The sequence below is a fragment of the Brevibacillus brevis genome, from assembly GCF_001039275.2.
GTDB classification, from domain to species: domain Bacteria; phylum Bacillota; class Bacilli; order Brevibacillales; family Brevibacillaceae; genus Brevibacillus; species Brevibacillus brevis_C.
In genome coordinates, this window is record NZ_CP030117.1 from 1,778,732 (window position 1) to 1,795,130 (window position 16,399).

A 16,399-nucleotide genomic window follows, 5' to 3' on the forward strand; every position below is an offset into this window, starting at 1 on the left:
ACACGCTGTGAGGGCCGTAGGAGCCCGAGAAATGTAAACAAAAATCCCCTATACCTCCCGTAGGTGGTTTAGGGAATTTGAGAAAATCACTATCAAATGGCACAGCCAATGTAAGCCGTAACGCAGATGAACTTCGATTTAAGCGCGCTCCCATCACCAATGCTCGCTTGGCGCCCCGTCCACCTCCATAGCGGTCCCCGTTGGCATTACGACCTACCTGCCCACAATGTGTGTCCAGTCTGTCGCGAATCCGGGAATGGTTTTGACGAACTGGTAGTTTCCGTTGGCGTCAAGCCGGCCAGTCGCACCAAGGCCGTTCACGTGGTTGTAGAAGAATACTCCACCGCTGGGGTTTCCGGCGATGCGGCTCCAGCCTGTTGCGAATCCTGGGATGGAACTGACGTACTGGTAGTTTCCGTTGGCGTCGAGCAGGCCCGTCGCGCCAGCGCCGGTGAGGCCGTTATAAAAGAGTAGGCTACCTCTATTGGCGGGTACGATATTGGTCCAGCCTGTTGCGAATCCAGGGATGGAACCGACGTACTGGTAGTTTCCGTTGGCGTCAAGTCGGCCGGTTGCAACTAAACCAGTAGCGTAGTCGTAGAAGAGTAGGCCACCGCTGGCGGTTCCTGTGACGAGGAACCAGTTTTTTGAGAAACCGGAGAGATCACTAACGATCCCATAGTTTCCAGCTGCGTCAATCCGTGCAGTTCTTCCAAGACCGGCCCCGGCGTTGTAAAAAAGAAGACTATCCTGGTTGGCAGACACAATGTGGGTCCAGCCTACTCCAACTTGGATATTCCACAAGTAATACTCAAATCTTCCGTTGGCGTCAAGTCGGCCCATTGCTCCAAGGCCAGTCGGGGCGTGGTAGAATAATACGCCACCGTTGGGGGTTACGACGACGCGGGTCCAACCCCTTGCTAATCCGGAGATGGAACCGACGAACTGATAGTTTCCGTCGGCGTCGAGTAGGCCGGTCGCACCAAGGCCGGTATAGCTGTTGTAAAAGAGGAGAGCACCAGACTGCATACTAACTTCACGTACAAGCAAAGTATCCAATGGGATAGGGGTAGATGCACACTCCTGTCCCAAAGGATTGGAATATAGCCAGGGATTATATGATAATTCAGATGGTGTTCCATATTGATTTAGTGTTTCTTTCAATAATTTCCCCTCCTGCAATCAATTGTTATCGATACCAATTTATGGGCAAATGTGTAATCGGCAACAATTTCAAAGAAAAATCCATGATTGCCTATGTACGGGGATCAACGTAAGGTCGAATCCCCCCATCCCGTCTACCCAGCCTCCCTTTTCTTCCCTTGGTCGGAAGGAAGGGATTTTTTATGTTCTTTCGCGTCGAATCACCCTTTTATTACCATTTATGTAAATGCATTAGCATATCGTGATATAAGTCGTAATAAGATGGATTTGTAACAAAATCCATGAAGATCGAGAGGGATACTATGAAATTCAAGAAATGTGTTAGGAATGTACTAATGGTAGGTGCTTTGCTTGTCACCTCCGTATTGCCCATGGCGGCACAGGCGGCGCAAGCAGAGGAAAATCAAGCGGAGGCTTCAGCGGTATCCAATTACAAAATTATTGGCTACTATCCCTCATGGGGAGCTTATGGACGAAACTACAATGTAACGGATATCGATCCCAATAAAGTAACACATATTAACTACGCATTTGCGGATATTTGCTGGAATGGCAGACACGGCAACCCAGATCCAACGGGACCCAATCCACAAACATGGGCTTGCCAGGATGAGGTAGGCAATATTAATGCCCCAAATGGTACGGTTGTTCTCGGCGATCCATGGATTGATGTGCAAAAATCTTTTCCAGGAGATACGTGGGATCAGCCGATCCGCGGAAATTTGAATCAATTAGCAAAATTAAAGCAAAAAAATCCTCAATTAAAGACTTTAATATCGATCGGGGGCTGGACATGGTCCAATCGCTTCTCTGATGTAGCGGCAGATCCGGCTGCACGGGAAGTATTTGCCCAGTCCTCGGTAGATTTTATTCGGAAATATCAGATGGATGGGGTCGATCTCGATTGGGAGTACCCAGTTGAAGGAGGCTTGCCTGGAAACAGCAAACGTCCAGCAGATAAGCAAAATTATACGTTGTTGCTACAGGCTGTCAGAGACAAACTCGATGCGGCTGAGGTAACGGATGGCAAACAGTACTATTTGACGATTGCCTCTGGTGCCAGCCCTGGTTATGCAGCCAATACAGAGCTTGGAAATATTGCCCGGGTTGTGGATTGGATCAATATTATGACCTACGACTTCTATGGAGCCTTCCAAAAGCAGACTGGACATAACGCGCCGTTGGCCTATGATCCGGCAGCAGGAGCAGCAGGTTTGCCAAATGCTCAAACCTATAATGTCCAAACAGCTGTAGAGGGTCATCTTCGTGACGGTGTTCCTGCCAGCAAGCTGGTTCTCGGACTTCCGTTTTACGGAAGGGGCTGGTCGGGTTGCGGAACGGCTAACAATGGAGAATATCAAAATTGCACAGGGCCTTCAACAGGAACGTGGGAACCTGGCATGCTTGACTTCACGGATATCCAAAATAATTATTTGAACAAAAATGGCTTTACACGCCACTGGAATGACGCGGCAAAAGTGCCTTACCTCTTCAACCCGGCTTCGAAAACATATATTAGCTATGACGATGTGACGTCGATCGGACACAAAACTTCTTATATTACATCCAAAGGATTGGCAGGCGCAATGTTCTGGGAATTTAGTGGAGACCGTAACAAGGTTCTGCTAGACAAAGTAAATGGAGATCTTCTGGGCGGGACAGCTCCCGTCGACAACGTACCGCCGACAGCACCAGCTAATCTCCAAGCGACTGCAAAAACAGCTACAAGTGTTAGTCTGAGCTGGGGAGCTGCAACCGACAATGTAGGGGTTACTGGCTATGAGGTATACAATGGCACTCAGCTTGCGAAAACGGTAACCGGTACCAATACGACGATTAGCGGGCTTACAGCAGGAACTGCGTACCAATTCACTGTGAAGGCGAAGGATGCAGCAGGTAATTCCTCAGTAGCAAGCAATGAAGTAACGGTTACGACGGATACGATTCAGCCAGACAATCAACCTCCAAGCACACCTACTAATCTAGTCGTAACAGGGAAAACAGGTACGAGTATCAGTCTGAGCTGGGCTGCTTCTACAGACAATATCGCGGTGACGAATTACGAGGTTTACAACGGGACAGCATTAGCAGCGGATGTAACGACTACGAATGCAACAGTTACAGGACTCACGCCTAACACGTCTTATACCTTCTCTGTGGTAGCGAAGGATGCAGCAGGTAATTCTTCACAGAAAAGCATCGAGGTCGTAGGCGTGACAGATGCTGCAAATCCGGGAGCTCCAGCATGGGCGCCAAATGTTAGCTACGTGCCTGGTGACCTGGTCAGCTATCAAGGCAAGGTATACAAATGTCTGCAACCACACACTTCCCTCGTAGGATGGGAGCCAACAAATGTAGCGGCTCTCTGGCAAGTTCAACAGCAAGCGGCAGTTGACGGAGTCGAGGGTTATGTAGATGAGCAGATTTCGGAAGAAACAGAAGGAAATGTAGATACTCAATAAGTAGAGAAGGGGCTGTCCCTCCAGTCATGAAAATGATCGGAGGAACAGCCCCTATTTGTTCGTTTGGAAATTAAGCAAAGGCTTTTAAAAGCTGGACGATTAATGGGATGAGATCTCCAATAAAAGTAAGGATCGCAATTGCGGTATTCATAGAAGCCCCTCCTTAAAATTCCAAATTCACTATTATTATATTAATGTTCATAATAGTAATCAAGAAATATTTCCCACTTTTGTCGAATGGACAAAGTGACTTATGTGAAAAAGTCGTACAATGCCTTGATCATAATAACGATTTGGAGTGCAACCAGTGCAAAAATAATAACAGCCCAGTCTCTGTTCTTTTTCCATTCTAATACCCCTTTTAAGGCACTGATCACGACTAAGCCTACTATTGTTAATAGTTGAAAGAAAGCGACACTTGTCAGTAGTGCTAGAATTCCAATGACAACAACAATAGTTGCTATCACTTTGAACCAAAAGGGCTGCTCGCTCATACTAACGCCCCATTCCCTTTTTTGTAAATTTTAACATACACAAGAAAAAAGCCAAGCCATAAGACTCAGCTAGGGATTTAAATGAAAAGCAAAGGGGAATGTTTTCTTATGTAAATTTTTCGGGAAAATTGAAACAAAACAGCTAGATGTTCGAATAATGATTGCGAGAAAGCAAATATGAACAGACGAGAGGAAGAGAAATGATGAAAAAAGTGACGCACGCTGTGTTCCTCCTGATGGCTGCAACTATTGCGATGTCATCTTCGAGTGGTGCACTGGCAAGCGAGAACACACTGGAAAAAATTAAAGTAGAGCAAATGACACCCGAAATAAACAAGCTGGTAGAGAAAGGGGTGAAGAAAGCAGCTAGTCTCATCCCTTATTTGAAAGATTACCCTGTTACGGAAGTGGTATTGAAAGACACTCCTTATCTGCTCGTGAACAACTATAAGTCTAGAGAAAACAATGCTGAATTCGTTGCCTTAGTGCTCGACAAAAATACGGGTGAACTACTTGAGTTTGGCAAATACGAACTGAATAACCAAACGAGCCAAACGCTTTACCCGATCGACAAATCGAAAGAAGTAGCCATTTCCTTTATGAAAAAGTGGTACGGAGAAGACATGGCAGGATACCAACTCGATGGGGACGGGGTTGCGAAGGTTTTCGATGGCCAGACAAATACAATTCAATTTGTACGTGTGATCAACGGAGTTCCTTTTCCAGACGACATGATTCAGGTACAAGTTGATCATGAAGGACAAATCACAGGAAAATCCCTCGGCATGAATAGTGAAAAAATCTCCTTCGCGAAATTGGATCAGATCTTATCCAAAGAAAAAGCCGTGAAACAGTTGGCCACCTATATGCAATTACGGTATTCCCTCGATCAAAACGGAAAAACATACAAGCTCCTCTACGTCCCAGCTTTTTCCGGTATGTTGGATGCCGTGTCCGGCAAAGACAGCGTGAATAAGCCATATCATAGCAAGGTGAATGTAATACCAAAGGGTACGAGCAAGCCCGTAGCAAAATCCCGTGAAGAAGCACAAGTGTATCTGACTCAGCGTACGGGTTATGATTTTGCAAAAGGGAATGTCTTTTTTGAAGATTTGACTGGTGAAAAACCCGTGATTATCAAATATTTCTGGAAAACAAACAAATGGGAGGGGCGTACTAATTATTCGTGGAGAACAGACGACGGATGGATTGGGAGCATGCTAATCGAACCGAAGACAGGTTCAATTGTGAACTATCATGTCATCGATACTAGTGTGTCAAAGACCGCTACTAAAAAATTGACACAAGAGCAGGCTTTGCAATTGGCCATAAATGAATTAGCAGAGATCGCTCCTGCTGGTACGGGCGAGCTGCTGCTACTTCAGCCCGGAGAATATGATGAAAGTACAGACCAATACGCCTTTTATTTTGTGAGGCAAGAACAAGGGATTCCTGTTGAGGATTGGCTGACGCATATCTCGATCAACGGCAGCAACGGGAAAGTCATGGGGATCGATCTCAATGAAAAAGTCGAAGGAGTAATGACTGATCCGAAGAAGGCAATCTCCCAAGAAGAAGCTGCAGCCGCTTTGCTCAAGAAATATCCATTGCAGTTACAGTATATCTTGCAAGAGGAAGGCAAAGCTTCTCTCGTTTATACCTTGCCTATGTTATTCGATGCAAAAATAGATGCGTTGACGGGTGAGTTTTATACCTACGGGTCCACAAAAAAAGAATAAAGCAAGAAGAACCTCCCTTTCCAACAGGTTAAGAGAGGTTCTTTTCAATCAGGAAAAATTGATTGAAATCTTTAAAAAAACAAAATTGACACAAAATACAAATTTCAGTATGATCGCTTTATAAAGTCATTGGAAAAATAAAGGATGAACGAATACGATGCGCAGAACTGGAGATCTAAAACTAATCCAAGAGCTCAATCGCTTTATTATACTCGACACTATTCGCCAGTTTGGGCCCATCTCGCGAAGTGATATCGCCAAAAAGCAGGGCATCAGTCCAACTACAGTCACCTCGGCAGTCAATGAGCTGATCCGTGACGGTATGGTTGCAGAAGATGGAACAGGTGAGTCAAAGGGTGGCCGTAAGCCGATTATGGTTCGCTTCTGTCCAGACGGGAAGTTTTTGATTGGCGTCTCTATTACGAATACAGCGATTACGATTGCCGAAATGAATTTGGAAGCGGCTACAAAGCAAAAGAAAATCTATCCGGTAAAAGCTGGTCTGGTGAGTGATCTGATCATCCAGTATGTGCTGGATTCGATTGAGGACTTTCTCCAGTCGATGGATGATGTCAGCCGTTGTCTGGGTATTTCCATCATCGCACCAGGGATTGTCGATGCAGCGAGTGGTGTCATTCGCTTCAACTCCAAGCTGCGCTTGCATGATGTTCCGTTAAAGGACATGGCAGAAGAGCGTTTTGGGTTAAAAACATGGCTCGACAATGATGCCAATGCAATCGCCCTGGCAGAAAAAAACTTCGGCGGTGGATTAAATGCTGACAATCTCCTGTTTGTCACTGTAGGAGAAGGGGTTGGTTCGGGCCTTGTTGTAAACGGTTCCATCTTCCGCGGAAGTCGTGGTGGAGCAGGTGAATTCGGGCATACGACAGTCGATCGAAGCGGGATGCGCTGTGACTGCGGCAACGTCGGCTGTTTAGAAAACTACGTGGCGTGGCCGGCCATTTACTCAGGCATACTGTCCGCTGTTACACGCGGAAAAGAGACGCTCGTCATGGATTTGGCTGGCGGAGATATGACAAGAATCACATTTGATGTCTTTCGCAAAGCACTGCATCAAGGGGATCAAGTATGCCAAGACATCGTCGACGAAATCGCTTCGTACATGTCGATTGGCATTGTGAATCTGGTGAATTTGTTCAACCCGAGCCTAATCATTCTGGGTGGAGAAATGATCCGGGACAACCAAGTGTTGTTTGAGCGCATCCAAAAACAAGTGATGGCGCAAGCGATGGGGACGATGGTAGAAGGGCTGGAATTCCGTCCAACTGTATTGGGGGCTGATTTCGAGGTCAAGGCTGCTGCTGCTGTTTTGTTACAAGAGGTTTTTCACTTCAGCTTGTAACATTCTTTTTGCATACTTTATTTCGTCATTGGAAAAAGAAAGTTGCCACCAAAAATCGTTGAAAGGGGGCGAGTCGAAAAGGGAAGCGTGTCGTGTCTGGCAATGTTTTGGGGGTAAAAGAGGAGAACGTAAATCGAGGAGGGATTTCTGATGAAGAAGTTGGTTTCGATTGCAATGGCTGCTCTCTTGGTAGCAGTGGCAGGATGTTCGGGCGGCGGGCAGAGCTCCGCACCAGCTGGAACGACTGACAGTGCTGCTTCAGGCGAAAAGGTAACGCTCACATATGCGTTGTGGGACAAAAACCAGATGCCTGCGATAGAGGAAATGGCGAAAAAGTTTAACGAAAAGAACCCGAACGTGGACATCAAGATCGAGCTAACGCCTAACAAGCAATACTGGACAAAGATGGAGGCAGCCGCCACGGGTGGCACCTTGCCGGACATTTTTTGGATTAATGGTCCACGTATCATTAAATACGCAGATAATGACATGCTCTTGCCGATTACTGATCAAATCAAGGCAGATGGCATCGATCTGAACAATTATCCGAAAGCTCTCGTTGATCTCTACACCTACGATGGACAAAACTACGCGCTACCGAAAGATTTCGACACCATTGGCCTTTGGTACAACAAGAAACTGTTTGACGACGCAAAAGTACCATATCCAGACGAAACCTGGGATTGGAACAAGCTAAAGGAAGTAGCAAAGCAACTGACTGATGAGAAAAAAGGCGTTTGGGGAATTGCAGCACCTCCTTATGGACAGGACGGCTTCTATAACACGATCTATCAAAACGGTGGCTATATCATTTCCGAAGACAAGAAAACGTCCGGCTATGACAAACCGGAAACGATCGAAGGCCTCAAGTTTTGGACAGACCTGATCAGCGAAAAAGCATCGCCAACAGCAGCGCAATTGTCCGAAACAGAGGCAACACAGCTATTTGAATCAGGCAAGATCGCGATGATGTACAACGGATCATGGATGGCATCCGCTTTTCATAAAAATGAGTATACAAAGGACAAAGTAGACGTGACGTATCTTCCAAAAGGGAAAGAGAACACGAGCGTCATCCACGGCTTGGGCAACGTGATTTCGGCTAATACCAAACATCCGAAGGAAGCATGGGAATTCGTGAAATTCTTGGGCTCGAAAGAAGGGGCAGAAATCCTGGCGAAATCGGGTGCTGCGATTCCGGCATTTAACGGAACACAGGATACTTGGGTACAATCCATGCCGAACTTTCAACTGAAAATTTTTATTGATCAGGCAGCTGCGGCAAAACCGTATCCGATCTCGAAGGACACGGCAAAATGGGCCAAGCTGGAAACAGAGCTCATGACCAAGGCTTGGGCTGGTCAAATGAGCGTAGAGGATGCTTCCAAAGAGCTCGCGCAAAAAATGAATGAAATGCTTAGCCAAGAATAAAAGGTCCATGATGGATGGCTTCGCATCACGGACGAGGCCATCCTTTTTTGAAAAGCTTATGTAAGGAGGGAATGAATGCGATGAGCAGCCAGTTGCAGCCTGAAATGCACGCCGCCGTCCAGCCAAAAACGAAGAAATCGTTGAATCGCATGAAGAGAAGTGATTGGTTCTGGGCGTATCTCATGATTGCTCCCACACTGATCGGGTTGGGTGTCTTCTACTTATGGCCGATCGTACAGACCATTTATTTGAGCTTTACCAAATGGGGAGGATTCGGCAAGTACAAGTGGGCTGGCTTACATAATTACGAATTGTTGTTCAAGGACCCTTACTTGTGGATTGCGCTGAAAAACACGTTGATTTATACAGTGATCGCAGTTCCTGTCGGTATCGCTATCTCCATTTTTATCGCTGTGCTGCTTAATCAGAAAATTAAGGGGATTACGATTTATCGCACCCTGTATTTCCTGCCCGTTGTGACGATGGCGGCAGCGGTGGCGATGGTGTGGAGATGGTTGTACAACGCTGATTACGGTCTGATCAATTATTTGTTGGGCTTGGTAGGCATTGAGGGCCCACGCTGGATATCTGATCCCGCCATTGCTTTGTATGCGGTGATTATCGTTGCCGTTTGGAGCTCCATCGGATACAACATGGTGATTTTTCTGGCTGGACTGCAAGGTATCCCGAGAAGCTATTACGAAGCGGCAGAAATTGACGGAGCGGGACCGGTTCGCATGTTTTTCAAGATTACGTTGCCGCTGTTGACTCCTTCGATCTTTTTCGTCAGTATCACTTCTTTGATTGGGGCCTTTCAAGTATTTGACCTGATTTATCTGATGCTCGGAAGCAAAATGGGCAATCCGGCAACAGAGCAAACCCAGACGATGGCGTACTTGTTCTTTACGAATGGATTTGAATCAGGGAACGGTGGCTATGCGGCCGCAGTTGCCGTCGTGCTTCTGGTGATGATCCTGATCGTCACCGCCATTCAAATGAAGTTGCAGAAAAAATGGGTTCACTATGATTAATCAAAGCTGAACAGACGGGAGGGGTATGGAATGAGTGTTTATACGAGTCGGAACAAAATGGGTAAGAAGCTGTTGATTCATCTGCTGCTAATTGCAGGTGCTCTCGTGATGGTTGCGCCATTCGTCTGGATGGTTCTCACTTCGCTCAAGTCATTAGGCGAATCGACACAGGTGCCTCCAGTCATTTTGCCGACCAAGTATCAATGGGAGAATTACACCCATATTTTTGAGATGCTGCCCTTCTTGGACTTTTATTGGAATACCGTGATCACAACAGTAGCCAAGGTAATTGGACAAGTATTCCTCTGCTCACTTGCGGCGTACGCATTCGCGCGAATTGAATTTCCAGGGCGAAACGCCTTGTTCATCCTGTTCTTGACCGTTTTGATGGTGCCAGGTCAGGTGTTTCTGCTCCCGCAATTTATGATCATGAAAGAGCTTGGCTGGCTGAATACGTTGACAGCGTTAATTGTGCCGGGATTGTTCAGTGCATTCGGTACGTTTCTTCTGCGCCAATTTTTCATGTCGCTGCCAAAAGAACTGGAAGAAGCGGCGAAGCTCGATGGCTGCAACCATTTTCAGATTTACTGGAGAATTATGCTGCCGCTGGCGAAGCCCGGCTTGATTGCACTCGCCATTTTCGTAGCGTTGTGGTCTTGGAACGACCTGATGTGGCCGTTGATCGTCAACAGCACGCCTGATAAAATGCCGCTCTCCGCTGGTTTGGCGTACTTGACGGGGGAGCATACCAATTTGACGAACTACCCGATTTTGATGGCGGGCTCCGTTCTTGCGATTTGGCCGATGATCATCGTCTTTATTTTCATGCAGAAGCATTTTGTCGAGGGAATTACCCTAACTGGGTCCAAATAGACATTTTCGAAAAAAGGAGTGAAACCATTATGAATCATGTTCTGGTAATCGGAGCAGGAACCATGGGGACTGTTCACGCGAAATCGTATGCTGCCATGGAAAACGTCAAGCTGGTCGGGATTGTCGATATCCGCAGCGAGAGAGGAAAAGAGCTGGCAGCCGAGACAAAAACAGAATGGTTTGAGAGCTATGAAGAGGCTTTGGAAAAATTGGCGCAGGTAGACATCGTAGACGTGTGTTTGCCTACGTACCTTCATAAAACCTATGTAAAGAAGGCTGCAGATGCAGGCAAGCATGTCATTTGTGAAAAGCCGTTGGCTCGTGATAAGGAAGAAGCTCGTTTTATCGTTGATTATTGCCGGGAGAAGAACGTCAAGCTGTTTGTCGGACACGTCCTACGCTTCTTCCCCGAATATGAAAAGTCCCGTCAGCTGGTGAATGATGGTGCGATTGGCAACGTTGGTGTGGCACGTACGTTCCGTGGTGGTATCTTCCCGACAGCGTGGAACGACTGGTACGCCGATTACAAAAACAGTGGCAGCCTTGTTTTAGATATGATCATTCACGATTTTGACTTTTTGCGTTGGTGCTTCGGGGATGTGGAGCGTGTGTACGCGAAAGGCTTGCTTGGTCGAGGTTTTGCCCGGATGGATTACGCACTGGTTACGCTTCGCTTCAAGAACGGCATGATTGCACATGTGGAAGGCTCATGGGCACATGAAGGTTTCGCGATGAAAATGGAGCTGGCAGGCAAGGAAGGCATTATTCAATACGACAGCTCGAAGGAAAAACCGCTAGTGGCGGTTAATCGCTCGAAACAAGCAGGCATGAGCGGAGTCGCAGTTCCGGAGAGTCCATTGCGTGAAAACCCGTATTTCAGAGAACTGAAGCATTTCATCGAGTGCATCGACCGTGATCTGGAACCACTCGTGACGGCAGAAGACGCCGTGAAAGCGGTAGAAATCGCTCGTGCTGCGCTTGTGTCAATCGAAACGGGCAAACCCGTAACTTTGGTGTAGGAGGGGACTGGACATGAAACTCGGAATCATCAGTGTTGCACATATGCATGCATACAGCTACGCAAATGCGATTGCGAAGTTGGATGGGGTTCAATTGGTCGGGGTAACAGATGAGGATGAAGTGCGCGGTAAGACGGCGGCTGAAAAGTTTGGCGTTCCGTTTTTCGCCGATTATCATGAGCTGCTCGCAACAGATATCGATGCGGTCATCGTCACCTCGGAAAACGTCAAGCACGAAGAGCATACGTTAGCGGCAGCGAAGGCTGGCAAGCACATATTGTGCGAAAAACCGCTGGCGACTACAGAAGAGGCTGCTCAAGAGATGATCAACTTTTGCCGCGAACAGGGCGTTATTTTGCAGACAGCATTCCCAGTGAGATTCCATCCGGCTGTTGTTCGAGCAAAGCAATTGGTGGAGCAAGGAAAGGTCGGACGTATCATGGCAATCCGGGGTACGAACCGTGGACAAAATCCTGGTGGTTGGTTCGTCGATCCGGCGAAATCCGGTGGAGGTGCAGTGATCGATCACACGGTTCACGTTGTTGATTTGATGCGCTGGTTCATGGACTCTGAAGTGCGTGAGGTTTACGCGGAGGTAGACAGCAAGTTTTCCGATACACCGATTGATGATTGCGGCATTTTGACCATGGAATTTGAGAATGGGGTATTTGCCACACTCGATTGCAGTTGGTCTCGCAACAAGGCCTTCCCGACATGGGGAGACGTGACGATGGAAATTATCGGGACAGAAGGCACGATCTCGCTTGACGCTTTTTCTCAAAAGCTGGATGTCTATTCCAATGAAAAAGGCTTAAAGTGGGTCAACTGGGGCGATGACATGGACAGTCAATTGGTCAAGGATTTCGTCACCAGCGTTCGTGAAAAGAAAGCGCCGTCGATTACGGGTGAAGACGGCTTGCGAGCTGTGGAAGTAGCACTCGCGGCTTATCAATCCGCTGAACAGAAGCAACCAGTCGTTTTACGCTAGGACGGTGAAGGACGTATGAGTGTACGTGTTGGCATGATCGGCGTAGGTGGAATCGGGCAGCATCATTTGAAAGGCTTGTTGACCGACGAAAGGGTAAAGGTCGTTGCAGTATGCGACGTGAACCAAGAGGCGGTTGCAGAGACTGCTGAGCGCATTGGTGCGCATGGCTACACCTCTTGGCGTGAGCTAGTAGAGGCAGAAGTGCTGGATGCTTTGTTTGTGTGCGTCCCCCCTTTTGCGCATGAAGAGATTGAGGAAACGGCATCGGCGAAAGGCATTCATCTGTTTGTGGAAAAGCCAATTGGGCTGGACATACAAAAAGTGAACGAAAAGCAAGCAGCGATTGAAAAAGCGGGGATTATTACCGCGACTGGCTATTGCCTGCGCTATCTCGATATCGTGCAGGAAGTGAAAGCGTACTTGGAGGGCAAGTCGATTGCACTCGTCCGCGGCCACTATTTGACCAAGTTCGTCACGACACCTTGGTGGAGGGAAATGGGCAAGTCAGGTGGACAGCTTGTCGAGCAGGCGACACATACACTGGACATGATGCGGTATTTGGCAGGAGATATCGAGAAGGTCTATGCGCAGATGGCCTTGCTCGTCTCGCGTGACATTCCAAACATCGATATTCCAGACGTGACTTCCATTAGTATGGTGTTTCAGTCAGGGGCACTAGGACATCTGGATACGTGCTTCATCCAGCCGGACCACCGTACGAATGTAGAAATCTTGGGCAAAGATTTCCGCGTCATGATTGACGGAAAGCAATTATCGATCATGGATGAGCAGGGAGAACGTACAAAAGCGAGCACGGTGGATATGTACGTGGAGCAAGATCGGGCGTTTATCACAGCGATTTTGTCAGGGGATCGCAGCTTGATTCTGTCGCCGTATGAATCAGCGAGAAAGACGCTAGAAGTAACGTTGGCAGCGAATCAATCGGCACAAGAAGGGAAGCCTGTCACTATTTTGAGAAAAGGGGAGTGAGCAACATGGCTTTTCAAAAGGGAATCAATGCGTGGTGCTTCCCAAAGGAAACGAGCGTGCAAGAAATGTTTCGTCAAGCGAAAGCGCATGGCTATCAAGGGGTAGAACTGAATTTGGACGAGGGAGATGCTCCTTTTCATCTAGAGATGACAGAGGGAGAATGGAAGGGCTTGGCGGACGAGGCTCGCGAGCTCGGTTTGGAGCTGCCAAGCGTCTCTACTGCCCTTTTATGGAAATATCCGTTGACACACCATGAGGAAAAGGTCCGCGAACAAGGCATCCGTGTTGTCGAGAAAATGATAGAGGCGGCAAGCATTTTTGGCTCACGGACCGTCCTCGTCGTCCCAGGTCTCGTAACAGCAGAGGTGTCGTATGATACGGCCTACGAGCGGGCGCGTGAAGCATTGCAGCGCTTGGCGAAAAAGGCCGAGCAGCATCAGGTATACATCGGGGTAGAAAACGTGTGGAACAAGTTTTTGCTCAGTCCGCTGGAGATGGCCCGCTTGATCGATGAAGTAGACAGTCCTTGGGTAGGCGCTTATTTTGATGTAGGCAACGTGCTGCAATTCGGTTTTCCTGAGCAATGGATTCGCATTTTGGGCAAGAGAATTCAAGCGATTCACGTCAAAGATTTCAAGACGACGACAGGCAACATCACAGGGTTCGTGCCGCTGCTCGCTGGCGATATTCCATGGAACCGCGTGGTGGAAGCGTTGCGTGAGATCGGGTATGACGGCTACATCATCCCGGAAATCTCGCCTTACAGCCAGTTGCCTGAGCAATTGATCGCGCATACGTCCCAGGCATTGGACGCCATTTTTCAATCGTGAATGGACAGCAAGGATGTGAAGCGGAAGATGAATCAAGACAAACCATATGCCATCGGGATTGATCTGGGCGGCACGAAGATCATGGCCGCGATCGTCGACCAGCATGGCAACATCCTCAGGCAGGTGAACGCAGCGACCCAAACAGAAGAGGCAGCTCAGGCAGTCATCGGTCGTATCGGTGATTTGGTGCAAACTGTCTTGGACGATAGCGGCATCAATCTCTCTCGCATTCGCGGGATCGGGATTGCAACTGCGGGAATAATTGATACGCAGCGCCAAATGGTCATTTTTGCGAGTAACTTAAACTGGAGCGATGTGCCGATCGGCGAAATGCTTCAGGAGCGGTTTGGCGTAGCCGTGCAATTGATCAATGATGCCAATGCAGCAGCGGTAGCAGAATGGGCGTTTGGAAGTGCACGAGGCACGAAAGACTTGATCTATGTAACAGTCAGTACGGGTGTTGGTGCTGGCATTATTAGTGGAGGACGGCTGATTACAGGTGTTGGCGATAGTGCTGGGGAGTTCGGACATATTTCGCTTGATCCCGAAGGACCGCTGTGCATGTGCGGGAATAGAGGATGCCTGGAAAATTACACGTCTGGGCTGGCTTTGGCAAGTAGAGCCAGGGAACAGCTTCTACAGGGTGCTACCAGCTCGTTGCTCGTTGAAAATGGGAATGACGTGAGCAGGATAACGGCTAGAGAGGTAGGCGAGGCAGCGGTTCGTGGAGATTTACTCAGCATGACTTTGATGAAGGAAGCAGGTTATTATCTCGGGGTCGGACTGACCAATCTGATTCATCTGTTCAATCCGCAGGTGATTGTCATTGGTGGCGGTGTGATGAAGAATGGACAACTGCTGCTTGCAGAAGCGAAGAACGTCATTCGCGAGCGCTCTATCTCCCGGATGGCAAACCAAGTGAGCCTCCAGTTGACGACAATCGGAGCGGAGGCAGGTGTGCTCGGTGCAGCAGGCATGTATTATCCGTCCGAGCGTGAAATGGTTGAGGTTTAACGGAATGAAAGTGCGAGAAGCCGATGTTTGGGAGACATCGGCTTTTTCCTGTTCCCTGTACAGTGCAAGTCATAGGAGCCTAGACCTAGATTCTATCTATTGGTAAAATATTGATTGGAAAAATCTTCACATAGCATGATAGAGAGACAGACGGAGGGGTACCATGGCAGAGGCCAAAACAGCAAAAGCAGCGAAGAAGCCCGGATTTTTCAAAGAACTCCTTACATTTTTATTGGTAATTGCCATCATCCTTGGAATTGCTAGCGGTGCTATTTTCTATTTATCTGGGAAAAACCTTGATGATCTGCTAGGATCGCGACCGGTAGCAAAAAAGGAAACGAATCAGCCTGCACCCGTTAGTCCGGTGTCTACAGGTCAGGAAGTGGGCACAAATCAGCAGTCAAATGCTGTACCTGTTTCCTCAGAGGGAAATGGTGCAACAGACGCAGCGATGCCAGCGGCTTATCCTGTAGAAACGCAAGGACAACAAAGTAATGCTGTAGGACAAGTGGAACAACCAGCACTTCCTACACCAAAGGGATCGCTTAAAGGTACGATTACGTGGCAGTATAACGATTTTGTTGGGACGAAACCGGACGTGAATGCAAAGATTCTGCTCATTCGTACAGATTTTGATAAAAATACGATTACCGATGTAGAAGAGGGAGTATTTGCAATAGGTTTGGCTCCAAAAAACTCGGGTTTATTCGCGGGAAAAGCAAATGGGTATGGAAACTACGAGATTGGTAACTTGCCGGTTGGAGAATACCATATCATGATCGTATCCGCACAAACTACTCGCGACATTATGCTGCCTGTGGATGAATATCCCATAACGAAATTGAAACCATACATACAAAAATGGGATGAATTTTTATCGTTGAGTCTAATGGATAAGAAATATCACGTCGCTACCATTACCATCGAAGAAGGTCAAACACTCGATTTTAGTCACGATTTTGGGAATACGTTTTTTTAATGAGTGTTTTGGCCTTTAGACT

14 protein-coding genes are annotated in these 16,399 nt (G+C 47.7%); 12 read left to right on the forward strand and 2 right to left on the reverse strand.

What is annotated here, in order from left to right; translation table 11 throughout:
- Window positions 1–213 precede the first annotated feature (213 nt).
- Window positions 214–1,164, reverse strand: coding sequence for a hypothetical protein (locus AB432_RS09050; protein ID WP_048031997.1), 951 nt, complete (start codon window positions 1,162–1,164; stop codon window positions 214–216).
- Between the two features lie 281 nt (window positions 1,165–1,445).
- Here AB432_RS09050 and AB432_RS09055 point away from each other — a divergent pair, with 281 nt between their 5' ends.
- Window positions 1,446–3,626 (forward strand): glycosyl hydrolase family 18 protein, encoded by a 2,181-nt coding sequence (locus tag AB432_RS09055; RefSeq protein ID WP_048031998.1) that lies wholly within the window; start codon window positions 1,446–1,448, stop codon window positions 3,624–3,626.
- Window positions 3,627–3,877: 251 nt separating this feature from the next.
- On the opposite strand, the gene AB432_RS09060 is transcribed toward AB432_RS09055, so the two are convergent.
- Window positions 3,878–4,093, reverse strand: coding sequence for a hypothetical protein (locus tag AB432_RS09060; RefSeq protein ID WP_235617646.1), 216 nt, complete (start codon window positions 4,091–4,093; stop codon window positions 3,878–3,880).
- A gap of 227 nt (window positions 4,094–4,320) precedes the next feature.
- Here AB432_RS09060 and AB432_RS09065 point away from each other — a divergent pair, with 227 nt between their 5' ends.
- From AB432_RS09065 to AB432_RS09115, 11 genes are all read left to right on the forward strand, one after another.
- Window positions 4,321–5,859, forward strand: a complete 1,539-nt coding sequence (locus tag AB432_RS09065; protein WP_162630232.1) for a YcdB/YcdC domain-containing protein — start codon at window positions 4,321–4,323, stop codon at window positions 5,857–5,859.
- 157 nt (window positions 5,860–6,016) lie between these two features.
- Entirely contained in the window at window positions 6,017–7,222 is a 1,206-nt protein-coding gene (locus tag AB432_RS09070; RefSeq protein ID WP_048032001.1) for an ROK family transcriptional regulator, read from the forward strand.
- Between the two features lie 150 nt (window positions 7,223–7,372).
- Window positions 7,373–8,653, forward strand: coding sequence for an ABC transporter substrate-binding protein (locus AB432_RS09075; protein WP_048032002.1), 1,281 nt, complete (start codon window positions 7,373–7,375; stop codon window positions 8,651–8,653).
- A 71-nt stretch (window positions 8,654–8,724) separates the two neighbouring features.
- Entirely contained in the window at window positions 8,725–9,684 is a 960-nt protein-coding gene (locus AB432_RS09080; protein WP_082195893.1) for a carbohydrate ABC transporter permease, read from the forward strand.
- Between the two features lie 30 nt (window positions 9,685–9,714).
- Complete coding sequence (locus tag AB432_RS09085; RefSeq protein ID WP_048032003.1) at window positions 9,715–10,557, forward strand: carbohydrate ABC transporter permease; 843 nt, start codon at window positions 9,715–9,717, stop codon at window positions 10,555–10,557.
- Between the two features lie 29 nt (window positions 10,558–10,586).
- Window positions 10,587–11,576: a Gfo/Idh/MocA family protein gene (locus AB432_RS09090; protein WP_048032004.1), complete on the forward strand. Its 990-nt coding sequence runs from the start codon at window positions 10,587–10,589 to the stop codon at window positions 11,574–11,576.
- 13 nt (window positions 11,577–11,589) lie between these two features.
- Complete coding sequence (locus AB432_RS09095; protein WP_048032005.1) at window positions 11,590–12,564, forward strand: Gfo/Idh/MocA family protein; 975 nt, start codon at window positions 11,590–11,592, stop codon at window positions 12,562–12,564.
- Window positions 12,565–12,579: 15 nt separating this feature from the next.
- Window positions 12,580–13,554, forward strand: a complete 975-nt coding sequence (locus AB432_RS09100; RefSeq protein WP_048032006.1) for a Gfo/Idh/MocA family protein — start codon at window positions 12,580–12,582, stop codon at window positions 13,552–13,554.
- Window positions 13,555–13,559: 5 nt separating this feature from the next.
- A complete protein-coding gene (locus tag AB432_RS09105; protein ID WP_048032007.1) occupies window positions 13,560–14,384 on the forward strand; it encodes a sugar phosphate isomerase/epimerase family protein in 825 nt (274 codons plus the stop codon).
- Between the two features lie 27 nt (window positions 14,385–14,411).
- Window positions 14,412–15,398: an ROK family protein gene (locus tag AB432_RS09110; protein ID WP_048032008.1), complete on the forward strand. Its 987-nt coding sequence runs from the start codon at window positions 14,412–14,414 to the stop codon at window positions 15,396–15,398.
- 163 nt (window positions 15,399–15,561) lie between these two features.
- Window positions 15,562–16,377 (forward strand): hypothetical protein, encoded by an 816-nt coding sequence (locus AB432_RS09115; protein WP_048032009.1) that lies wholly within the window; start codon window positions 15,562–15,564, stop codon window positions 16,375–16,377.
- Window positions 16,378–16,399: the final 22 nt, after the last annotated feature.

Coding starts and splice junctions, on each gene's coding strand:
- AB432_RS09055 (WP_048031998.1), top strand. CDS start 1,446: ATGAAGATCGAGAGGGATACTATGAAATTCAAGAAATGTGTTAGGAAT.
- AB432_RS09065 (WP_162630232.1), top strand. CDS start 4,321: ATGATGAAAAAAGTGACGCACGCTGTGTTCCTCCTGATGGCTGCAACT.
- AB432_RS09070 (WP_048032001.1), top strand. CDS start 6,017: ATGCGCAGAACTGGAGATCTAAAACTAATCCAAGAGCTCAATCGCTTT.
- AB432_RS09075 (WP_048032002.1), top strand. CDS start 7,373: ATGAAGAAGTTGGTTTCGATTGCAATGGCTGCTCTCTTGGTAGCAGTG.
- AB432_RS09080 (WP_082195893.1), top strand. CDS start 8,725: ATGAATGCGATGAGCAGCCAGTTGCAGCCTGAAATGCACGCCGCCGTC.
- AB432_RS09085 (WP_048032003.1), top strand. CDS start 9,715: ATGAGTGTTTATACGAGTCGGAACAAAATGGGTAAGAAGCTGTTGATT.
- AB432_RS09090 (WP_048032004.1), top strand. CDS start 10,587: ATGAATCATGTTCTGGTAATCGGAGCAGGAACCATGGGGACTGTTCAC.
- AB432_RS09095 (WP_048032005.1), top strand. CDS start 11,590: ATGAAACTCGGAATCATCAGTGTTGCACATATGCATGCATACAGCTAC.
- AB432_RS09100 (WP_048032006.1), top strand. CDS start 12,580: ATGAGTGTACGTGTTGGCATGATCGGCGTAGGTGGAATCGGGCAGCAT.
- AB432_RS09105 (WP_048032007.1), top strand. CDS start 13,560: ATGGCTTTTCAAAAGGGAATCAATGCGTGGTGCTTCCCAAAGGAAACG.
- AB432_RS09110 (WP_048032008.1), top strand. CDS start 14,412: ATGAATCAAGACAAACCATATGCCATCGGGATTGATCTGGGCGGCACG.
- AB432_RS09115 (WP_048032009.1), top strand. CDS start 15,562: ATGGCAGAGGCCAAAACAGCAAAAGCAGCGAAGAAGCCCGGATTTTTC.